The organism is Mycolicibacterium sp. XJ879, from assembly GCF_053483935.1.
Window position 1 is genome coordinate 219,100 of the sequence record NZ_JBEFTH010000001.1, and the last position, 18,294, is coordinate 237,393.

Sequence of the window (18,294 nt, forward strand, 5' to 3'; positions counted from 1 at the left end):
TGAGCAGTTGTCTGTGCAGGCTGGTTCTGCCCACTGCGAGATACACCCCATACGCCCGATCCATCGGCTCGGCCACGCGTCGCAACGGCGACCGCGGCGCCGGCAGCCCGACAGCAAGGAAGTGTCACCGATGAACACGCTGGACTTCGTCGATCAGACGTCGCTGCGCGACGACATCCCGGACTTCGGCGCCGGCGACACCGTCAACGTCCATGTGAAGGTCATCGAGGGCTCCAAGGAGCGCATCCAGGTCTTCAAGGGTGTCGTCCTGCGCCGCCAGGGCGGCGGCGTCCGCGAGACCTTCACCGTGCGCAAGGAAAGCTACGGCGTCGGCGTCGAGCGGACCTTCCCGGTGCACTCACCCAACATCGACCACATCGACGTCGTCACCCGCGGCGACGTCCGCCGCGCCAAGCTTTACTACCTGCGTGAACTGCGCGGCAAGAAGGCCAAGATCAAGGAAAAGCGCTGACGTTTCGTCGGCTGCTCGCGCGCGGACTCTGATCATTGGAGCGCTCACGGCGCGGTGATGAACAACGCGCTGGCTACCCTGATGCGGTGACCGGACCCACTGCGCCCGATGATTCGTCGGCCGAGCCCGAACTCGACACCACCGCTTCCGACGCCGACCCGACGGACGAGAAACCCGAAAAGCCCAAGAAAAAGGGCGGCGCGCTGCGGGAATTCGCAATCCTCGTCTCGATCGCGCTGGTGCTCTACTACGTGATGCTGACGTTCGTCGCGCGGCCCTACCTCATACCGTCGGAGTCGATGGAGCCCACGTTGCACGGCTGCCCGGGCTGCACCGGCGACCGCATCATGGTCGACAAGATGACCTATCGGTTCACCGAGCCCGAACCCGGCGACGTGGTGGTGTTCAAGGGCCCGCCGAACTGGAACATCGGCTACAAGTCGATCCGGTCGGACAATACCGCGGTGCGCTGGGTGCAGAACGCGTTGTCCGTCATCGGGTTCGTCCCGCCGGACGAGAACGACCTCGTCAAGCGCATCATCGCGGTGGGTGGACAGACCGTGCAGTGCCGCGAGAGCACCGGGCTGACGGTGGACGGCGAGCCACTCGACGAGCCGTACCTGGACCGCGAAACGATGAACGTGCCGGACCCGAACTTCTACAAGTGTCTGGGCCCCGAGTTCGGACCGGTGACCGTGCCCGAGGGCAGGCTGTGGATGATGGGCGACAACCGCACCCATTCGGCCGACTCGCGCGCGCACTGCACCAACACCCCCGCCGATGCGCAGCGTGGAATCCTGTGCACCGGTGATCCGATGGCAGGCACCGTGCCGGTGGACAATGTCATCGGAAAGGCGCGCTTCATTGCCTGGCCCCCGTCGCGGTGGGGTGGCGTGGGAAGCGTGAACCCGCAGACCTGAGTCCCGACGCAGTAGGAGAGTTACTGTTGCCGCCGACATGGCCTCCGCGAACGGTGATCCGCAAATCATCGGGCCTGCGAACGCTGGAGTCCGCGCTGTACCGCAGCGGCCTCGGGCCGGTGGCCGGCGTCGACGAGGTCGGTCGCGGGGCGTGCGCGGGACCGCTCGTGGTCGCCGCATGTGTGCTCGGGCCCAACCGGTTGGAGAGCCTGTCGGCCCTCGACGACTCGAAGAAGCTCAACGCCAAGGAACGCGAGCGACTCTTTCCGCTGATCTGCCGATACGCGCTGGCCTATCACGTGGTGTTCATCCCATCCGAAGAGGTGGATCGGCGCGGCGTGCACGTCGCCAATATCGAGGGCATGCGCCGCGCGGTGGCGGGCCTGTCGGTGCGGCCCGGCTACGTGCTCTCCGACGGGTTCCGGGTACCGGGCCTACCGACACCGTCGTTGCCGGTGGTGGGCGGTGACGCGGCCGCGGCGTGTATCGCGGCGGCCAGCGTGTTGGCCAAGGTCAGCCGCGACAGGTTGATGGTCGAGATGGAAGCCGAGCATCCCGGCTACGGCTTCGCCGACCACAAGGGCTACAGCACCCCGGCGCACAGCGCCGCACTGGCCGAACTCGGGCCGTGCATCCAGCACCGCCACTCGTTCATCAACGTGCGCCGGGTGGCCACCAGGACGGGGATCAAAGTGGTCACCGAGTTGAGGACCGGACCGGCAGGCGACGGGGGTGAGCCGGATCAGTGCATCGAAGTCGGGTAATGGGAGAATTGACGAATACCGGATGTGCGACGAGCGGACGTGCCGGTGGGACCGATATGAAGGACAGCTGAGCTGATGAGTGCCGAAGATCTCGAGAAGTACGAAACCGAGATGGAGCTCTCGCTCTACCGCGAGTACAAGGACATCGTCGGGCAGTTCAGCTACGTCGTGGAGACCGAGCGCCGCTTCTACCTCGCCAACAGTGTGGAGCTGGTGCCCCGCAACACCGACGGTGAGGTCTACTTCGAGCTGCGGCTGGCCGACGCCTGGGTGTGGGACATGTACCGGCCCGCGCGGTTCGTCAAGCAAGTCCGGGTGATCACCTTCAAGGACGTCAACATCGAAGAGGTCGAGAAGCCCGAGCTGCGCCTGCCCGAGTAGCAGGCCGGGGGTCTGCCTGGAATTGACACGGCCGCAAGGGCTGTCGCCGGCTGACCTACCGGCCGGCCTATTTGTATAAAAATTGCCATTCGGACGTCGCGGGCGGTTCTTCCGGCGATCATGAAGGTCGAGCGCGGGTCGCCGCCGTGCCGCCGTTTTACGTTGCCGACCTAAGGTTTGCTCCGCGACGGCGGGCGTTGCCGCCTGACGAAGGTCTCGGACACAAGCTGTCGCGGCGTTTCACGCGCAAGACAGATAACTCAGATTTGTCTTGCCCATAGCCTTTGCCTGCGTCGAACCATGGTCTGCGTTCATATAGCAAATGATGCCGGTCGGTGTGCCCGATGGGGGTTGGCGGGGCAACCGAACTGCGGTATGTGTTGCGCGGTGAGCTGTTGACCCAAAGATGTGTTCCGGCGTAAAGTGCTGCACCGTCGTCTAACGCGCGATGGGGGTGCGACCGGCTTGTCGAACCGAACGCCGTGGCGCCGCTCGGTGCACTGCGTGTGCGGAGCCCATCGATGACACGAACGCTGCTACGTCCACTGGTGGGTTTGATCGCCCTCGTCGTGGTCGTGGTGGTAGTTGTGTTGGCGGGGAGCCTCTTCCGCGGCAGCTTCACCGATTCCGTGCCGGTAACGGTGCTGTCGCAACGCGCCGGCCTGGTGATGAACCCGGACGCCAAGGTCAAGGTCCGCGGGGTGCAGGTCGGCAGCGTTGCCTCGATCGAAGAATTGCCCGGCGGCGAAGCGGCGATCCACCTCGACATGGACCCCGCGCGGCTGCACGCGATACCGGCCAACGCGTGGGTCGATATCGCTTCGCCGACGGTATTCGGTGCCAAGCAGGTCCAGTTCGTCTTTCCCGATCACCCGTCGACGGAGTCGCTGCGAGCTGGTCAGGTGATCGACGCACAGCACGTCATGGTCGAGGTCAACACCGTATTCGAGCAGTTGACCTCGGTGCTGTCGAAGGTCGAGCCCGCCAAACTCAATGCCACGCTGGGCGCGATCGCGTCCGCAGTCAGCGGCCGCGGCGAGAAGTTCGGCCAGATGCTGTCGGATCTGGACGCCTATCTGGCCACGCTCGAACCCAGCCTTCCCGCACTTCGAGCCGACCTGCAAACGGCGCCGGGCGTGGTGCGCGGATACGCCGATGTGGCACCGGATTTCGTGACGATCGCCGACAACGCCGCGCGGATCAGCGACTCGATCGTCGACCAACAGTCCCACCTCGACGCGGCACTGGTGAGCGTGACGGGTCTGGCCGAGATCGGCGATCAGGTGCTGGCTGAGAACCGTCAACCGCTGACCGATGTGCTGGCACTGCTGGTGCCGACCACCGATCTGCTCAACGAGTACAACCAGGCGCTGTGGTGTGCGCTGTCCGGCATGGTCGAGGCGACACACGTGCCCCCGCTCAAAGAGCCCGGCGTGGTGGTGTTGGCCGGATTCCTTTGGGCGCAGGAACGATACCGTTATCCGCTGGACCTGCCCAAGGCCGGTGCGGAGGGTGGGCCGCAGTGCACCGGGCTGCCGAACCTCCCGTTCGAAGCGGTTGCGCCGTACGTCGTCGCCGACACCGGGACCAACCCGTGGCGGCGCACCTATCCGGGTGTGGTGCTCAATTCCGACCTGATCAAACAGATCATGTTCGGCGACACCGAGACCGCCGGCCCGCCCCGCAACACCGCGCAGGTCGGTCAACCCGGATGAGACAGTCGTTTCGCCCCACGCTGATCAAGTTCGCGGTCTTCGCGGCGGTGATGATCATGCTGACGGCTTCGCTGTTCTTCATCTTCGGCCAGTACCAAACCGGTTCGAGGAAGGGCTATTCGGCGGTGTTCGCCGACGTATCCCGGCTCGAAACAGGGGCATCGGTGCGGGTCGCGGGCATGCGCATCGGCACGGTGAACAGCGTCGAACTGCAACCGGACAAGTCGGTGGTCGTGGCGTTCGACGCGGACCCGAACGTCGCGATGACCACCGGCACGCGTGCGGCGGTGCGCTATCTCAACCTGGTCGGGGACCGCTACCTGGAGTTGATCGAGGGTCCCGCGGGCACACCGCTGCCGCCCGGCGGACAGATCCCGAAGGACCAGACCAGGTCCGCGCTCGACCTCGACCTGCTGCTCGGCGGGCTCAAACCGGTTCTGCGGGGACTCAATCCGCAGGATGTCAACGCGCTGTCCGCGTCGATCATCGGGATCTTCCAGGGCCAGGAGAACACGCTGCATTCCCTGTTCTCCAACACGTCGGGCTTCGCCGCGGCGTTGGCCGAGCACAACAAGACGATCCAGGCGCTGATCGACAACCTGCGCACGCTGCTGGCGGCCGTGACCAAAGAGGGCGATAAGTTCTCCGACACGATCGGGCAGCTCGAGACTTTGGTGAGCGCGCTTGCCGCCGAACGTGATCCGATCGGAACAGCCATCGAAGCGCTGAACAACGGCACGGCGTCGGTGGCCGAGCTGCTGGCCGATGCGCGACAGCCGTTGGCGGACAGCGTCGATGAACTGAGCCGACTGGCCGGCCACCTCGATGCCCAGAAGGATCGCCTCGACACCAGCCTGCAGAAGGCCCCGGAGAACTACCGCAAGCTGGTGCGCACCGGCGCCTACGGCAGCTTCTTCAACTACTACATCTGCGAGTTGAAGTGGCGGGTGACCGATCTGCAGGGTCGGACCGCGGTCTTCCCGTGGATCAAACAGGAGAACGGGAGGTGTACCGAGCCCTGATGCTGAAATATCGAGGAAGACAGTTGGTTCGGGTGGGACTCCTGGGCACCGTGCTGGTGGTCTTGGTCATCGCGGTCGGCCTCGCCCCCGAACGGCTGCTGTCCTGGGCGACGTCGATCCGGTACCAGGCGCAGTTCACCGACGCCGGCGGCATCACGGCGGGCAACGAGGTGACGATCTCCGGTATGAAGGTCGGCTCGGTCTCCGACGTCGCGCTGCGGGGACGCCATGCCGTGGTGACGTTCAGCGTCGACGCGACGGTTCAGCTCGGATCGGACACCACCGCGCACGTGCGCACCGGCACCCTGCTGGGAGAACGCGTGCTGACCCTGGAGTCCGGCGGCGACGGCGCGATGAGGCCGGTGGACGTGATCCCGGTGTCGCGCACGGCCTCGCCCTACTCGCTGACCGAGGCCGTCAGCGAGTTGACCACGAACACCGCCGGAACCGACACCGCTTCCCTGAACCAGTCGCTGGACACCCTGTCGACGACGCTGGATGAGGTCGCGCCACAGTTGGGTCCGGCGTTCGACGGCGTGACCAAGCTGTCCCGGGCGATGAACGAACGCGACGACACGCTGGGCGATCTGCTCGAGCACGGTGCCGATATCTCCGCGATCCTGGCGGACCGCAGCGCGCAGGTGAACACGCTGATCCTCAACGCCAACGACTTGGTGGCGGTGCTGTCGGAGCGCCGCCGCGCGATCGTCGAGCTGCTGGTGCACACCTCGGCGCTGTCCAAGCAGATGTCGGGCCTGATCCGCGACAACGAGGCCGAGCTCGCGCCGACGCTGGACAAGCTCAACGGTGTCACCGCGATCCTGGAGAAGAACCGCGACAACATCGCCAAAGCCCTTCCCGGGCTGGCGAAGTTCCAGATCACCCTCGGCGAGACCATCGGCAACGGCCCGTACTACCAGGCCTACATCCCCAACATCATGTTCGCCCAGCTGCTGCAGCCGTGGCTGGACTACGCGTTCGGGTTCCGGCGCGGGGTCGACGCCGGCCAGCCCCCCGACAACGTCGGTCCACGCGCTGAACTTCCGTTCCCGTACAACGGCATTCCGCAGCCGTGGGAACAGTGGGGGGAGCCGCCGCGATGATCCGCAGCCGTGGTGTGCAGCTTGTCCTGGCGGTGACGCTGGTCGCACTGTTGGTCGGCGGGATCGCGGTCGTGATCGCGCAGACCGTGTGGCGTCCGACCCGGATCATCGCCTACTTCACCACCGCCACCGCGATATACCCCGGCGATGAGGTGCGTATCGCGGGCGTCAAGGTGGGCTCGATCGAGTCGATCGAGCCGGTCGGCACGCAAGCGAGGATGGCGCTTTCCGTCGGGCACGGCGTCTCCGTTCCCGCCGACGCCAAGGCCGTCATCGTCGCGCAGAACCTCGTCTCGGCGCGTTACCTGCAACTCACACCGGCATACGAATCGGGTCCGGTGATGCAGGACGGTGCGGTGATTCCGGTCGAGCGCACCGCGGTTCCGGTGGAGTGGAACGAGGTCAAAGAACAACTGATGCGGCTGGCCACGGAATTGGGGCCCGGTAGTGGCACCGGTGCCGCCGCAACGGGTTCGGTCGGCCGGTTCATCGACAGCGCGGCGTCGGCGATGGATGGCAACGGCACCAGGCTGCGCCAGACACTCGAACAACTGTCGGGGGTGGGTCGGATTTTGGCCGATGGTGGCGGCAACATCGTCGACACGATCACGAACCTGCAGACTTTCGTGACCGCGCTGCGCGACAGCAATCAACAAATCGTGCAGTTCCAGAACAGGTTCGCCACGCTGACCAGCGTGGTCAACGACAGCAGGTCGGAACTGGACGCGGCGCTGACCAACCTGTCCGAGGTCGTCGGTGAGGCAACGCGTTTCGTTCACGGTACGCGGGACAAGACCTCTGAGCAGATCCAGCGGCTGTCCAACGTCGTGCAGAACCTCGCCGAGCACCGCATGGAGCTGGAGAACGTTCTGCACATCGCACCGCACTCGATCGCCAACTCGGTCAACATGTTCGATCCGCGCACTGGGGCTGCCAGCGGAGTGTTCGTGATGAACAACATGGCCAACCCGGAATGGTTCATCTGCGGAATGATCGGGGCTCTGGAGAACGTCACCGCCCCGGCCACCTCCAAGCTGTGTACCCAGTACCTCGGGCCAGGATTACGCCTGGCGAACTTCAACAACCTTCCGTTCCCGTTCAGCCTGTTTCTGAGCTCCAATCCACCGCCGCACATGTTGCGCTACAGCGAGCCGAGCCTGATGCCCGGGGCACCGGGTCCGCCGCCGGAACCACCCGACACCCCGCCGGCCGTGTCGGCGTACACGGGTGCCGGCGATGTTCCTCCGCCGCCCGGCTACAGTCCGCCGGCGGGCCCGCCGACGTTGCCGGAGATGCTGCTGCCGGCCGAGCAAGCGCCGCCGAACGAGGTGACCCCGCCATGATCGGTGTGCGGGCGGGACGCCGGGTGTTGGCGATCGGTTCGGCCGTGGTGCTGAGCACCGCAGGCTGCGCATTTCAAGGGGTGAACTCGCTACCGCTGCCCGGCGCGGTCGGGCGGGGGCCGGATGCGCACTTGTATCACGCCGAGCTGGCCAACGTTGGGACACTGGAGTCCAATTCACCGGTGATGATCGACGACGTCGTGGTCGGCAGCGTCGGCAAGATGACGTTGCACGGCTGGCATGTCGATCTGGAGCTGTCGGTGCTGCCCGATGTCGCGGTGCCGGCCAACGCGGTGGCGAGCGTCGGGCAGACCAGCCTGTTGGGTTCGATGCACGTCGCGCTTGATCCGCCGCCGGGTGAAGCTGCGAGCGGTCGGTTATCACCCGGCGCGACAATCGGCTTGACCAATTCCTCGACCTACCCGTCGACCGAACGCACACTGTCCTCGCTGGCGGCCGTCGTCAACGGCGGCGGGCTGGGCCAGATCGGGGACATCATCGGCAATTTCAACATCGCCCTCTCGGGCCGCAGAGGTGTCGTGCGCGATCTGCTCACCCGGCTCGACACGTTCGCGGGCACGCTGTACGAACAGCGTGACAACATCATCGCGACGATCGACGAGCTGAACCGCTTCTCCGAACGCCTGGTCAGCCAGCGCGACGTGATCACGCGAGCGCTGAACAAGATTCCACCGGCTCTCGATGTCCTGCTCGAGGAGCGGCCGAAGATCACCACGGCTCTGAAACGGTTGGGGGGGTTCAGCGACACCGTTTCCGGGCTCGTGACCGACACGCACGCCGATCTGGTGAAGAACCTGCAGAACCTGGCGCCGACGCTGCGTGCTCTGGCCGATGTCGGCCCGGAGATCGACAGCGCGCTGGCCTATCTGCCGACGTTCCCGCTGACCCAGAACATCATCGACCGCGGTGTGCGCGGTGACTACATGAACCTGTTCGTGACGGTCGATCTGACCAACTCGCGGATGAAACGCGGCTTGCTGCTCGGCACCGGGCTGGGTCAGGACCGGGCGTCTCTGATCCCCGCACCGGGGGATCCGGGCTACGACGCGTACTACACGAAGTTCCCGCTCGGTGTCGGTACCTCACCACCGTTCGGCCCGATCCCGAACGCAGATCCGGCGCCGTGGGAGCCGGGGGGCGGTGGCTGAGATGCTCTCGCGGTTGGTCCGAATTCAGCTGGTGATCTTCACGATCGCTTCGGTCGTGGCCATGTTGGTGATGGCCTTCGTCTACCTGCAGGCGCCGACACTGCTCGGTGTTGCGCGGCTCACCGTCAAGCTGGAACTGCCTGCCTCGGGCGGTCTGTACCGCTTCGCCAACGTGACCTATCGCGGGGTGCAGATCGGCAAGGTGACGGCGGTCGACGTGTCCCGCACACACGCGACCGCGACCTTGTCGCTGGACACCTCACCGAAGATCCCCGCGGATCTCGTGGCTGAGGTGCGCAGCGTGTCCGCGGTCGGTGAACAGTACGTCGAACTGCTGCCGCGCACCGACTCGCCGCCGTACCTGCAGGACGGGTCGGTTATCTCGGTGGGGGACACCAGCATCGGCCAACCGGTCAGCCCGATGCTCGATCAGGTCAGCGCGCTGCTCAACAGCATCCCGAAAGACAGTTTGAGCACCCTGATCGACGAGTCGTTCGACGCGTTCGGCGGCGCGGGCTACGAGATGGGCTCGCTGGTCGACTCGTCGTCGACGATCGCGGCCGAGCTCAGGTCGGTGGCGCAGCCATCCGCGATCCTCGTCGAGGATTCGCGGCCCCTGCTGGACGCGCAAGCTCAGAGCACCGACGCGTTGCAGGTGTGGGCGCGAAGTCTGGCCGGTGTCACCGGCCAGGTGGTGAACAACGACGCGCAGATCCGCGCGCTGTTGCAGCAGGGGCCCGATGCGGCCGACGAGGTCTCACAGTTATTCGACCAGATCAAGCCGACCCTGCCGGTGCTGCTGGCCAACCTCACGACCTTCGGCCAGGTCGCGGTCACCTACCGGCCTTCCCTCGAACAGGTTCTCGTGTTGCTGCCACCGTTTGTGGCCAACACGTTGGCCTCATCGCCCGAGAACAACCCGACCGGTATCCCGTTGGGCGACTTCCGCATCCAGATCGCCGACCCCAACCCGTGCACGGTCGGGTTCCTACCGCCGTCGTCCTGGCGCAGCCCCGCAGACACCACCACGCTCGACACCCCGGACGGCATCTACTGCAAGCTGCCACAGGACTCGCCGATCGTCGTCCGGGGTGCGCGCAACGCGCCGTGCATGGGCGTGCCCGGTAAGCGCGCGCCCACGGTGGAGATCTGCTACAGCGACGAGCCTTATCGACCGCTCGCGATGCGCGAGCACACCCTGGGCCCGGCGCCGATCGACCCGAACCTCATCGCGCAGGGCGTTCCGCCCGATGACCGGGTGACGTTTCAGGAGAACATTCACGCTCCGATCGAGGGCACGCCGCCACCGCAGGGTCCGCCGCCGGCCGCGGTTCCCGCGGCGCCGAACTCCTTCGGCACCACGGGTTCCGAGCCAGCCCCGTCGGTGGCGATTGCCCATTACGACCCGCAGACCGGCCAGTTCGCCACCCCAGACGGCACGGTCGGCCGGCAGACCGACCTCGTCGACCCGCCGAAGAATTGGCAAGACCTGGTGTACAAGGCGCCACGATGAGGGGCCGGATGGTGATGAGTGTGGCGGCAGCGGTGGTGCTGTGTGCCGCCGGCACGGCAACTCCCGCACACGCCCATGACGACGTCGCGCTCAACGGCACCTACACCGCGTTCTCCGACGGCCGGTGGGCGAATACGAACGACTCGCGCCACGACGAGAAGAGCGTGCACCAGACGTGGACCATCACGTCGACGTGTACGACCTTCCAGGACTGTACTGGCCGGGTGGTCAGCGACCACGGGTGGAGCGGCGATCTGGTCTATCTGAGCGGGCGCTGGAAAGTCACCCACACCATCGAGAACTGGGAGCCCTGCATCGACGGCACGGCATACCCGGGACAGCAGAGCTTCATCTTCTGGGTCGACTACCCGAAGGTTCCCGGTCAGTACGTGGGCTGGGACAGGACCGAAGGGCCAAGTGGCGCCTGTGGTTTCAACAAGGTGCTCGACATCGAGATGCCGTTCACGCTCACCCGCGTGGATTGAACGCGTGCTGCGGGATCGTCAACGGCAGGTCGACCGCGCTGAGTAGTCCCGGCTGTGCGGCAACGACATACGGTACGGCGTTGACCACCCGCATCGCGGTGGCGACCATCGCGCCCGCGCCGGAGGTCATGTGCTCGATCGCGGCCTTTTTGCGGTCGCGGATCGTGGGCGTGAGCGTGCACTCGATGTCCGGTTGGCCGGTGATCACCACGCGGTAGGAGAGGTCGCCGTTTCCCTGCGGCCAGTCGGGGGCGACGTCGGGCGCCAGCCTGGTCACGTGCTCGATGACGATCGCCTCGACCCCGTCGACGATGCCGATGGCCCGCATCCGCAAGGCCCCGCACGTGCCGGCCTCGACGGTACCCATCGCAACCTCCAGCGTGCGGTTGGTCACCTGGCGGTCGAACTCCTCCCGCACCTCGGTGACCTCGGCGCCGAGCGCGTCGGCCATCATGCGGATCTGTCCCTGCCACTCGCCGGCGATCGCACCCGGCAACGCGATCCACGGTTCGTATTCGAGAGGTCGGCCGAAACCCATTGCATCGCTCATGATGTCGGCCACCCCGTAGTCGTCGTAAAGGGCGATCTCGTTGGCGTAGATTTTCTCGATCTGGCTCGACTGCGTCGACAGGACCAGCGGCAGGTAGTCGGCGGCGAACCCGGGTTCGATACCCGACGCGTACAGCGACACCTGACCTTCCTTCGCCGCGGCCGCGAGTTGATCGCGCCACTCGGCCGGTTCGTAAGCGCGGGGGTTGATCAGGTGGGTGGTGCTGGTCGTCACGACGTTGATGCCCGCGGACAGCAGTTTCACATAATCCGGGATCGCCAACGCGTCGCGCTCGGGTCCACTCGCCGCATAGATGACGCAGTCGGGCTCGAGCGCGATCAACGCATCGGCGTCGGTGGTGGCCTTGAGCCCGATCGGATCCCCGTTGGTCAGTTCGCCGGCGTCCCTACCGTCCTTGTCGGGCGAGTGCACCCACACGCCGACGAGCTCCAGATTGGGCCGTCGCTCGATCGCGCGGATGGCGATCGCGCCGATTCCGCCCGTCGACCAGACCACCACGCGGTACTTACCGTCTGTCATCACTCCTCCTTCGTGGGAGCGTCGAGGGGCTGCTGCGTACGAATATAGAGGTTTAGAATAGTATCCACTATTAAATCGAAAAGCAGAACAAAATTTAGGTTATAGTCGGTCGGCGTGACCACCCCCTGCCGGACGCGACGCTGATGTTCACGCTGCGGTTCGACATGCGGGCACCCCAGGCGGGCGCACCCGCCGCGGACCTCTATGCGGCGGCCATCGACATGTGTGCGTGGGCGGAGACGCGCGGAGCGGTGACCGATGATGTCGACGCGGCCTGGGCAGAGCTCGGCCCGTACCTGCTGCACGACGCGCTGACCGCGGCGTCCCGCCCGACATCGCCTGGCCCTACCACCAACGCGCCGTGGTCGCGTGCGAATGTGTGTGAACGACAGGAGGACTCGTGACATCACCGCTGCGAACCGTGGTCTGGTCCACCGGAGGCGTCGGATCGATTGCGATCGACGCGATCCGGCGCCGACCCGATCTCGAGCTCGTCGGGGTCTGGGTGCATTCCGACGAGAAGATCGGTAGGGACGCAGGGGAGTTGGCCGGAGGGGACCCGCTCGGGGTGGCCGCGACCAACGACGCCGACGCGCTCATCGCCATGGCGCCCGACTGTGTCGTGTACGCCGCCAGCGGGCCCGAACGTGATGCCGGCGCGGTGCCGGACTACCTCAAGCTGCTCGAGGCCGGGATCAACGTCGTGTCGACGACGTCGACGACCCTGATCTATCCGCCCGCGTACTACTCGCCCGACTGGCGCGACCAGTTGGAGAAGGCGGCCGCGGCGGGCAACGCCTCGTTCTACGCATCCGGCATCTTCCCGGGGTTCGGCTCGGACCAACTCGCGCTGCTTCTCGCGACCCAGTCGAAGACGATCCGGTGTCTGAAGGTCACCGAGGTCGCGCTCAACGACCACTATCCGGTGGCCGATGTGATGATGAACGGGATGGGCTTCGGCCACCCGCTCGACTTCGAACCGCTGATGAAGACGCCGGGTTTCATCGAAATGGCCTGGCAGGCCCCGATTCATTTGATGGCGGCGGGCCTGGGGGTCGAGGTCGAAGAGGTACGCGGCGCTTTCGACCGGCGTCTCACCGACCGCGACATCGAGGTCGCGTTCGGGACGATCAAGGCCGGCACATGCGGTGCGGTGAGCACCCGAGCCGCGGGTGTGGTCAACGGCCGAGAAGCCATCGTCGTCGAGCACATCATCCGCATGGCGCGCGACGTGGCGCCGGATTGGCAGGCATCGGAGTTCGACGCCACCTACCGCGTCGACATCGAAGGCGATCCCGACATCCACTGCGCGATGAACATGGGCGCCGCCGAAGGGCACGGCGCGGGCCACGCCGCGATGACCGCTACGGCGATGCGGGTGGTCAATGCGATCCCCTATGTGGTGGATGCCCCTGCCGGCCTGCTGAGCTCGCTGGACCTGCCGAACACGCTGCCGCGTCACGCATTCGACTGATCGGAGACTGTGGTGTTCTCGATCCGGTTCGATATGCGCGCACCTGAGTTCGGCGCCCCGAGCAGGGACCTCTATGCGGCGGCGATCGACATGTCGGCGTGGGCCGAGCAGCACGGCTGCCTGGCCGCGGTGCTGTGCGAGCATCACGGGTCCGAGGACGGCTATCTGCCCGCGCCGCTGATGCTGGCGTCGGCCATCGCGGCGCGGACCGAGCGGCTGATGCTCAACGTGGTGGTGATCCTGCCGTTCTACGACCCGGTTCGGTTGGCCGAAGACATCGCGGTGCTCGACATCATCAGCAACGGCCGGGCCTCATATGTGTTCGGGCTCGGCTACCGACCGGAGGAGTTCGAGCATTTCGGCATCGACCGGTCGCGCCGAGGCGCCTTGGCCGACGAGAAGCTGGCTCTGCTGCGCAGCCTGCTCACCGGTCGGGCCGTCGTTCACGACAACCGGCGCATTCTGGTGTCGCCGCCGCCGCACACTCCCGGCGGGCCGGCGCTGATGTGGGGCGGTGCGAGCCTGGCGGCGGCGCGCCGTGCCGGGCGCTACGGTCTTGGGCTGCTGGCGAACGGCAGCGTCACCGGTATGCAGGAAGCCTACGAAGCCGCGTGCCGCGAATACGGGCACGAACCCGCCGGGACGCTGCTTCCGCCGCCCGACACCCCGACGGTCACCTTCGTCGCCGATGATGTCGACGCCGCGTGGGATCAGATCGGCGAGCACCTGCTCCACGACGCCCAGATGTATGCCGAGTGGAACCCCGGTAACGACACCTCGGCTGGGATCTCGGCCGCTGACGATGTCGCACAACTGCGCAGCGACTTCACCTCGCACCGGATCATCGACGTTGCCGAGGCCACCGAAATCCTGTGTAACGGTGGACTCCTCAACCTCTCGCCGCTGTGTGGCGGCATACCGCCCGACGTCGCGTGGCCCTACCTGCAGCGCGTCGGCGAATTGGTCACGAATCGCACGACAACCAAAGGGAGCAACGAATGACCGGCGCGAGTACCGTCGACCTGTACTACGACCCCTTCGATTTCGCGATCGACGACGATCCGTACCCGGTGTGGAAGCGGATGCGCGACGAGGTGCCGCTCTATTACAACGAGAAGTACAACTTCTACGCATTGAGCCGCTACGACGATGTCGCGCAGGGGCTGCACGACTGGGACACCTACCGATCTGGCAAGGGCACCACGCTGGACGTCATCATGAGTGGCGTCGAGGTCCCGCCGGGGGTGATCCTGTTCGAGGACCCGCCACTTCATGACCTCCACCGGCGCGTGCTGTCGAGGGTGTTCACGCCTCGGCGGATGGAGGCCGTCGAGCCCCTGACGCGGCAGTTCTGTGTCCGGGCGCTCGATGCGCTGGCCGGATCCTCGCGTTTCGACGTGATCGGCGATTTCGGGGCGCTGATTCCGATGCGCACCATCGGTTACCTGCTGGGCATTCCGGAGGAGGGTCAACAGCAGATCCGTGACAACACCGATGCGTCGATCGGGCTGAAGGAGGCCAGCTTTCGGGCGGTTTCGGCGGCCACCTTCGAGAACGCCTATCAGCTGTTCGCCGACTACATCGAATGGCGGGCAGAGCACCCATCGGACGATCTGATGACGCAGCTGCTCAACGCCGAGGTCGAAGAGGACGGCAAGCTGCGACCCCTTTCGCGCATCGAGGTGTTGACCTACACCAGCATGATCGCCGGTGCCGGCAACGAGACCACCACCCGGCTGATCGGGTTCATCGCGCAGATGCTCGCCGAGCATCCCGATCAGCGGCGCGAACTCGTCGACGACTTCTCGTTGATCCCCCGGGCGATCGAGGAGGTGTTGCGCTATCAGGCGCCGTCGCCGGTGCAGGCCCGCCATGTCGCACGCGACACCGAAAGCCATGGGCAGAAGATCCCCGAGGGTTCGGTGATGTTGTTGCTCAACGGATCTGCCAACCGGGACGAGCGGCGCTACCCCGACGGCGAGAGCTTCGACATCCACCGCACCGGATCACACCTGTCGTTCGGTCAGGGCCTGCACTTCTGCCTCGGCTCGTCGCTGGCGCGGATGCAGGCCAGGGTGGCCCTCGAGGAGATGCTGAAACGGTGGCCGGAGTGGGACGTCGACTACCAGGAGGCCGCCATGGCGCACACGGCGAGCGTACGGGGCTGGGGCAAGCTGCCGATCACCGTCGGCTAGCCATCTTGCGCGCTGGGAGGGGGTGCTCCTAGCGTGCGGTGACCCCGCGCAGAAGCGTGTCGCGGACATGGATCTGCGACGCGCGGGTGCCGAGATCATGCAGCAGGTTCTCCGGAATCCACGAGACGCCGATGACGATCCGGGCCAGCATCTCGTTCGACGGACCGTCGATGGTGATCTCACCGGACCGAACCCCCGCGGCCAGCAGGGATTTCATCTGCCTGACGCGTTTGGTGAACAGCCACGCGATGTTGGGTGTGTCGGGTGGCGACTGTCGCATCCACGCGAGCTGGATCCGGAACTCGTCGCCGAAATGCGCCAGCGCGTTGGTGTGGATCCAGCTCAACGCGTCGAGCTTTTCGATCGCCGACGCCTCGGAACGCAGCACGTTGGTCCAGCCCACCTCGGCCACCTTCTCGCCGAACGACTGCATGATCGACGCCAACAGCTCCTCTTTGGAGCCGATCAAGCGGTACACCGTTCCGGTGCCCAGGCCAGCCGCCGAGGCGATATCGCGGATGGTGGTGACCTCGTAGCCTTTTCGGCCGAACTCGGCGCGTGCGACCGCGCGTACGTGTGCGGCCTTGTCGTTCGGTGCGGCGTTCTTCTCCTCGATCCACCACTTCACGGCGTCGTCGGCGGCGATGAACGCCGCAGAGCGGTCGAGATCGGCGTCGGCGGGCGGGACAGTCGCCAATCCCTCCAGCAGGATTCGGCACAACAGGGCCGCGGCCTTGTCGGCTCCCGCGCTGTGCCTGATGACATCGAGTCCGACCTGACGCATCGACTGGACGATACGGTCGGCGAGGATCGGCAGGTCGATGTCCGGCCGCAGATACCCGTTCCACCGGGCCGCCCGCAGCGTCTGCACCATCGCTTCGAGGATCGCCGCCGGGCGCTGCTGGGCCAGGGCGGCCAGTTCGGGGTTGGAAGTCGGCGCCTCGTAGAAGGTCATCTGCAGCGCCGCGCTGTGGGTCACGGCGCACTGGGCGATCGCCGCGCCCAACTCCACGATCCGGTCGAAGGCCGACAACGGCGCTGGATCGTCGAGCCGGTTAAGGGCCTGTTCGGCGATGCGATCCAGATCGTCGTGGTAACGCCGAAGCAACTCGACAAGGATCGCTTCCTTGGATTCGAAATGGTGGTAGAGGCTGCCCGGCAGAATGCCGGCGGCGTCAGCGATCTCCTGAAGTGATGTCCGCAGACCCGACGTGGCGATCAACGACGCCGCCGTCTGTAAGATTTCGGTTCTGCGGGTGCCGTCGTCGTAGGAGTGGCCGGCGTGTGCCGCGAGGTCAGGCTTCACGCGAGGACGCCCCACAACACCTCCCAGCTCAGCTCCAGTGCAACGGTTTGGTCGGACCGACCCAAAGTTTGGTCAAGGTTACCAGAGCGGGACCGCCGCAACCGTGCTCGCAACCGCGAATGCGCCGGTAGACGCGCTGCCCAACGCGGTCATGGTCCGATAGGGGCGCGGGTGACGGTCAGAGGGCGATCGTAGGAGGTGTCGGTGCGGTCGTGGGCGACGGTCATGATGTCGGCCAGAAACCCCATGGTCTCGTCGGTGATCAACGACGTCGACTCCGTATGCCACTCGACGATGCACACTCTGGCGACGATGGCCCAGCGGTCGTCGCGTCGCTCCAGCCGGTCGACGTAGCGGCCCCCGTTGACGGTCAAATGGTTCGACGGCTCGCGGTCGGTGCCGACGAACAGATAGTACGTTTCGGCGTGCGCCTGATCGCCCGCGATATCCGCGGTGTGGTTCAACAGGTAGTGCTGATAGCGGGTCTGCGTCCCGTGGTATGCGAACGCCCAATCGATGAACTCGTCGACCGGGCCCACGAAACCGATGTGTTCGTCGACCGCGTCGTCGTGGTAGGCCGAGCGCAGCAGGTCGCGGTCGCGGCGATCCATCCCGCGCGCGTAGCGCTGCATGCAGTCGAGGATGTCCGCGCGATCGCAGAGCTCCCGCAGTCTGGCGTTCACAACGGCGGCCCCGCCCAGGTGTCCACGGCGACCACTTCGGTTATCGGCCGCCGCGGCGCCGGACCGAACGTGACTCCGGGCCGCAGCCGAGCGACCGGCAACAGGCAGCCCTGCACGTAACTGTCGGGTATGGCCAACATCTCTCGGACCGCCTCCTCGTGAGCCAGGTGCAGCGTCGTCACGCAGGTTCCGTATCCGCGGGTGTGCAGGGCCAGCGCGAAGTTCCACACAGCAGGAAAGACCGAGCCGTACAGCGTCGCTTGAAAGAACGACTCGTCGCCGTCGATGCGGGGCAGATACGGTTCATAGCAGGGGATTACGAGCAGCGGAACCTTCGCCATGTTCTCCACCAGCCATTCGGTGGACGACATGATCTTGGCGCCCGGCATGTCGGCGGGCAGCAGGTCGGCGATCAACTGACCGCCGACCCTCTGCAGATAAGCGTCGCGGTAGAGCTCGGCGAGCCGAGCGCGGAGCCGCTCATCGGCGACGACGATCCAACGCCAGCTCTGTTGGTTGGACCCGTTGGCGGCCTGCATCCCGATCCGCAGGCACTCCTCGACAGCGGGCAGATCCACCGGCGCGTCGAGGTCGAGCGATCGTCGCGCCGACCGGGTGGTCGTCAGGAGCCGGTCGATGTCCATGGCGCGCTCCTTGTG

General features: G+C 66.0%; 18 protein-coding genes and 1 pseudogene. 15 read left to right on the forward strand and 4 right to left on the reverse strand.

The window, feature by feature from the left end:
* Positions 1–130 precede the first annotated feature (130 nt).
* From rplS to ABQF13_RS01135, 11 genes are all read left to right on the forward strand, one after another.
* On the forward strand, positions 131–472 hold the full coding sequence (gene rplS, locus ABQF13_RS01085) for a 50S ribosomal protein L19 (RefSeq protein ID WP_448390810.1): 342 nt from the start codon (positions 131–133) through the stop codon (positions 470–472).
* 86 nt (positions 473–558) lie between these two features.
* Complete coding sequence (lepB, locus tag ABQF13_RS01090; protein WP_448390811.1) at positions 559–1,392, forward strand: signal peptidase I; 834 nt, start codon at positions 559–561, stop codon at positions 1,390–1,392.
* 26 nt (positions 1,393–1,418) lie between these two features.
* Positions 1,419–2,156 carry a ribonuclease HII gene (locus ABQF13_RS01095; RefSeq protein ID WP_448390812.1) on the forward strand — a complete coding sequence of 246 codons (738 nt, stop codon included), beginning with the start codon at positions 1,419–1,421 and terminating at the stop codon, positions 2,154–2,156.
* Between the two features lie 75 nt (positions 2,157–2,231).
* Entirely contained in the window at positions 2,232–2,537 is a 306-nt protein-coding gene (locus ABQF13_RS01100) for a DUF2469 domain-containing protein (RefSeq protein ID WP_078020019.1), read from the forward strand.
* 521 nt (positions 2,538–3,058) lie between these two features.
* Positions 3,059–4,252, forward strand: a complete 1,194-nt coding sequence (locus ABQF13_RS01105; protein ID WP_448390814.1) for an MCE family protein — start codon at positions 3,059–3,061, stop codon at positions 4,250–4,252.
* Complete coding sequence (locus ABQF13_RS01110; RefSeq protein WP_448390815.1) at positions 4,249–5,274, forward strand: MCE family protein; 1,026 nt, start codon at positions 4,249–4,251, stop codon at positions 5,272–5,274. The genes ABQF13_RS01105 and ABQF13_RS01110 overlap by 4 nt, the downstream gene beginning before the upstream one ends.
* On the forward strand, positions 5,274–6,377 hold the full coding sequence (locus tag ABQF13_RS01115) for an MCE family protein (RefSeq protein WP_448390817.1): 1,104 nt from the start codon (positions 5,274–5,276) through the stop codon (positions 6,375–6,377). Before ABQF13_RS01110 ends, ABQF13_RS01115 begins: the two co-directional genes overlap by 1 nt.
* The gene (locus ABQF13_RS01120; protein WP_448390818.1) at positions 6,374–7,720 is read left to right on the forward strand and encodes an MCE family protein; all 1,347 of its coding nucleotides are present in this window, start codon (positions 6,374–6,376) and stop codon (positions 7,718–7,720) included. The genes ABQF13_RS01115 and ABQF13_RS01120 overlap by 4 nt, the downstream gene beginning before the upstream one ends.
* The gene (locus tag ABQF13_RS01125; RefSeq protein WP_448390819.1) at positions 7,717–8,889 is read left to right on the forward strand and encodes an MCE family protein; all 1,173 of its coding nucleotides are present in this window, start codon (positions 7,717–7,719) and stop codon (positions 8,887–8,889) included. The genes ABQF13_RS01120 and ABQF13_RS01125 overlap by 4 nt, the downstream gene beginning before the upstream one ends.
* A 1-nt stretch (position 8,890) precedes the next feature.
* Positions 8,891–10,402 (forward strand): MCE family protein, encoded by a 1,512-nt coding sequence (locus ABQF13_RS01130; protein WP_448391363.1) that lies wholly within the window; start codon positions 8,891–8,893, stop codon positions 10,400–10,402.
* On the forward strand, positions 10,399–10,887 hold the full coding sequence (locus ABQF13_RS01135; protein ID WP_448390820.1) for an Rv2253/PknI dimerization domain-containing protein: 489 nt from the start codon (positions 10,399–10,401) through the stop codon (positions 10,885–10,887). Before ABQF13_RS01130 ends, ABQF13_RS01135 begins: the two co-directional genes overlap by 4 nt.
* Here ABQF13_RS01135 and ABQF13_RS01140 read toward each other — a convergent pair.
* Positions 10,871–11,977, reverse strand: coding sequence for an NAD(P)H-dependent amine dehydrogenase family protein (locus ABQF13_RS01140; protein WP_448390821.1), 1,107 nt, complete (start codon positions 11,975–11,977; stop codon positions 10,871–10,873). The genes ABQF13_RS01135 and ABQF13_RS01140 overlap by 17 nt on opposite strands.
* Before the next feature lie 143 nt (positions 11,978–12,120).
* Here ABQF13_RS01140 and ABQF13_RS01145 point away from each other — a divergent pair.
* From ABQF13_RS01145 to ABQF13_RS01160, 4 genes and pseudogenes are all read left to right on the forward strand, one after another.
* Positions 12,121–12,231: pseudogene (locus ABQF13_RS01145) on the forward strand (LLM class flavin-dependent oxidoreductase); the annotation flags it as partial.
* Between the two features lie 146 nt (positions 12,232–12,377).
* Positions 12,378–13,451 carry an NAD(P)H-dependent amine dehydrogenase family protein gene (locus ABQF13_RS01150; RefSeq protein ID WP_448390823.1) on the forward strand — a complete coding sequence of 358 codons (1,074 nt, stop codon included), beginning with the start codon at positions 12,378–12,380 and terminating at the stop codon, positions 13,449–13,451.
* A 12-nt stretch (positions 13,452–13,463) separates the two neighbouring features.
* A complete protein-coding gene (locus tag ABQF13_RS01155; RefSeq protein ID WP_448390824.1) occupies positions 13,464–14,453 on the forward strand; it encodes an LLM class flavin-dependent oxidoreductase in 990 nt (329 codons plus the stop codon).
* Positions 14,450–15,646: a cytochrome P450 gene (locus tag ABQF13_RS01160; RefSeq protein ID WP_448390825.1), complete on the forward strand. Its 1,197-nt coding sequence runs from the start codon at positions 14,450–14,452 to the stop codon at positions 15,644–15,646. The genes ABQF13_RS01155 and ABQF13_RS01160 overlap by 4 nt, the downstream gene beginning before the upstream one ends.
* 28 nt (positions 15,647–15,674) lie before the next feature.
* Here ABQF13_RS01160 and ABQF13_RS01165 read toward each other — a convergent pair whose 3' ends face one another.
* The 3 genes from ABQF13_RS01165 to ABQF13_RS01175 form a co-directional block, all read right to left on the reverse strand.
* A complete protein-coding gene (locus tag ABQF13_RS01165; RefSeq protein WP_448390826.1) occupies positions 15,675–16,952 on the reverse strand; it encodes a TetR/AcrR family transcriptional regulator in 1,278 nt (425 codons plus the stop codon).
* Between the two features lie 149 nt (positions 16,953–17,101).
* The gene (locus ABQF13_RS01170; RefSeq protein WP_448390827.1) at positions 17,102–17,635 is read right to left on the reverse strand and encodes a nuclear transport factor 2 family protein; all 534 of its coding nucleotides are present in this window, start codon (positions 17,633–17,635) and stop codon (positions 17,102–17,104) included.
* A complete protein-coding gene (locus ABQF13_RS01175; RefSeq protein WP_448390829.1) occupies positions 17,632–18,279 on the reverse strand; it encodes a nitroreductase family protein in 648 nt (215 codons plus the stop codon). The genes ABQF13_RS01170 and ABQF13_RS01175 overlap by 4 nt, the downstream gene beginning before the upstream one ends.
* Positions 18,280–18,294: the final 15 nt, after the last annotated feature.

Bases quoted from the DNA above. Each gene is read 5' to 3' on its own strand.
- rplS (WP_448390810.1), top strand. From the start codon at position 131: ATGAACACGCTGGACTTCGTCGATCAGACGTCGCTGCGCGACGACATC.
- ABQF13_RS01100 (WP_078020019.1), top strand. From the start codon at position 2,232: ATGAGTGCCGAAGATCTCGAGAAGTACGAAACCGAGATGGAGCTCTCG.
- ABQF13_RS01105 (WP_448390814.1), top strand. From the start codon at position 3,059: ATGACACGAACGCTGCTACGTCCACTGGTGGGTTTGATCGCCCTCGTC.
- ABQF13_RS01110 (WP_448390815.1), top strand. From the start codon at position 4,249: ATGAGACAGTCGTTTCGCCCCACGCTGATCAAGTTCGCGGTCTTCGCG.
- ABQF13_RS01115 (WP_448390817.1), top strand. From the start codon at position 5,274: ATGCTGAAATATCGAGGAAGACAGTTGGTTCGGGTGGGACTCCTGGGC.
- ABQF13_RS01120 (WP_448390818.1), top strand. From the start codon at position 6,374: ATGATCCGCAGCCGTGGTGTGCAGCTTGTCCTGGCGGTGACGCTGGTC.
- ABQF13_RS01125 (WP_448390819.1), top strand. From the start codon at position 7,717: ATGATCGGTGTGCGGGCGGGACGCCGGGTGTTGGCGATCGGTTCGGCC.
- ABQF13_RS01130 (WP_448391363.1), top strand. From the start codon at position 8,891: ATGCTCTCGCGGTTGGTCCGAATTCAGCTGGTGATCTTCACGATCGCT.
- ABQF13_RS01135 (WP_448390820.1), top strand. From the start codon at position 10,399: ATGAGGGGCCGGATGGTGATGAGTGTGGCGGCAGCGGTGGTGCTGTGT.
- ABQF13_RS01140 (WP_448390821.1), bottom strand. From the start codon at position 11,977: ATGACAGACGGTAAGTACCGCGTGGTGGTCTGGTCGACGGGCGGAATC.
- ABQF13_RS01160 (WP_448390825.1), top strand. From the start codon at position 14,450: ATGACCGGCGCGAGTACCGTCGACCTGTACTACGACCCCTTCGATTTC.
- ABQF13_RS01175 (WP_448390829.1), bottom strand. From the start codon at position 18,279: ATGGACATCGACCGGCTCCTGACGACCACCCGGTCGGCGCGACGATCG.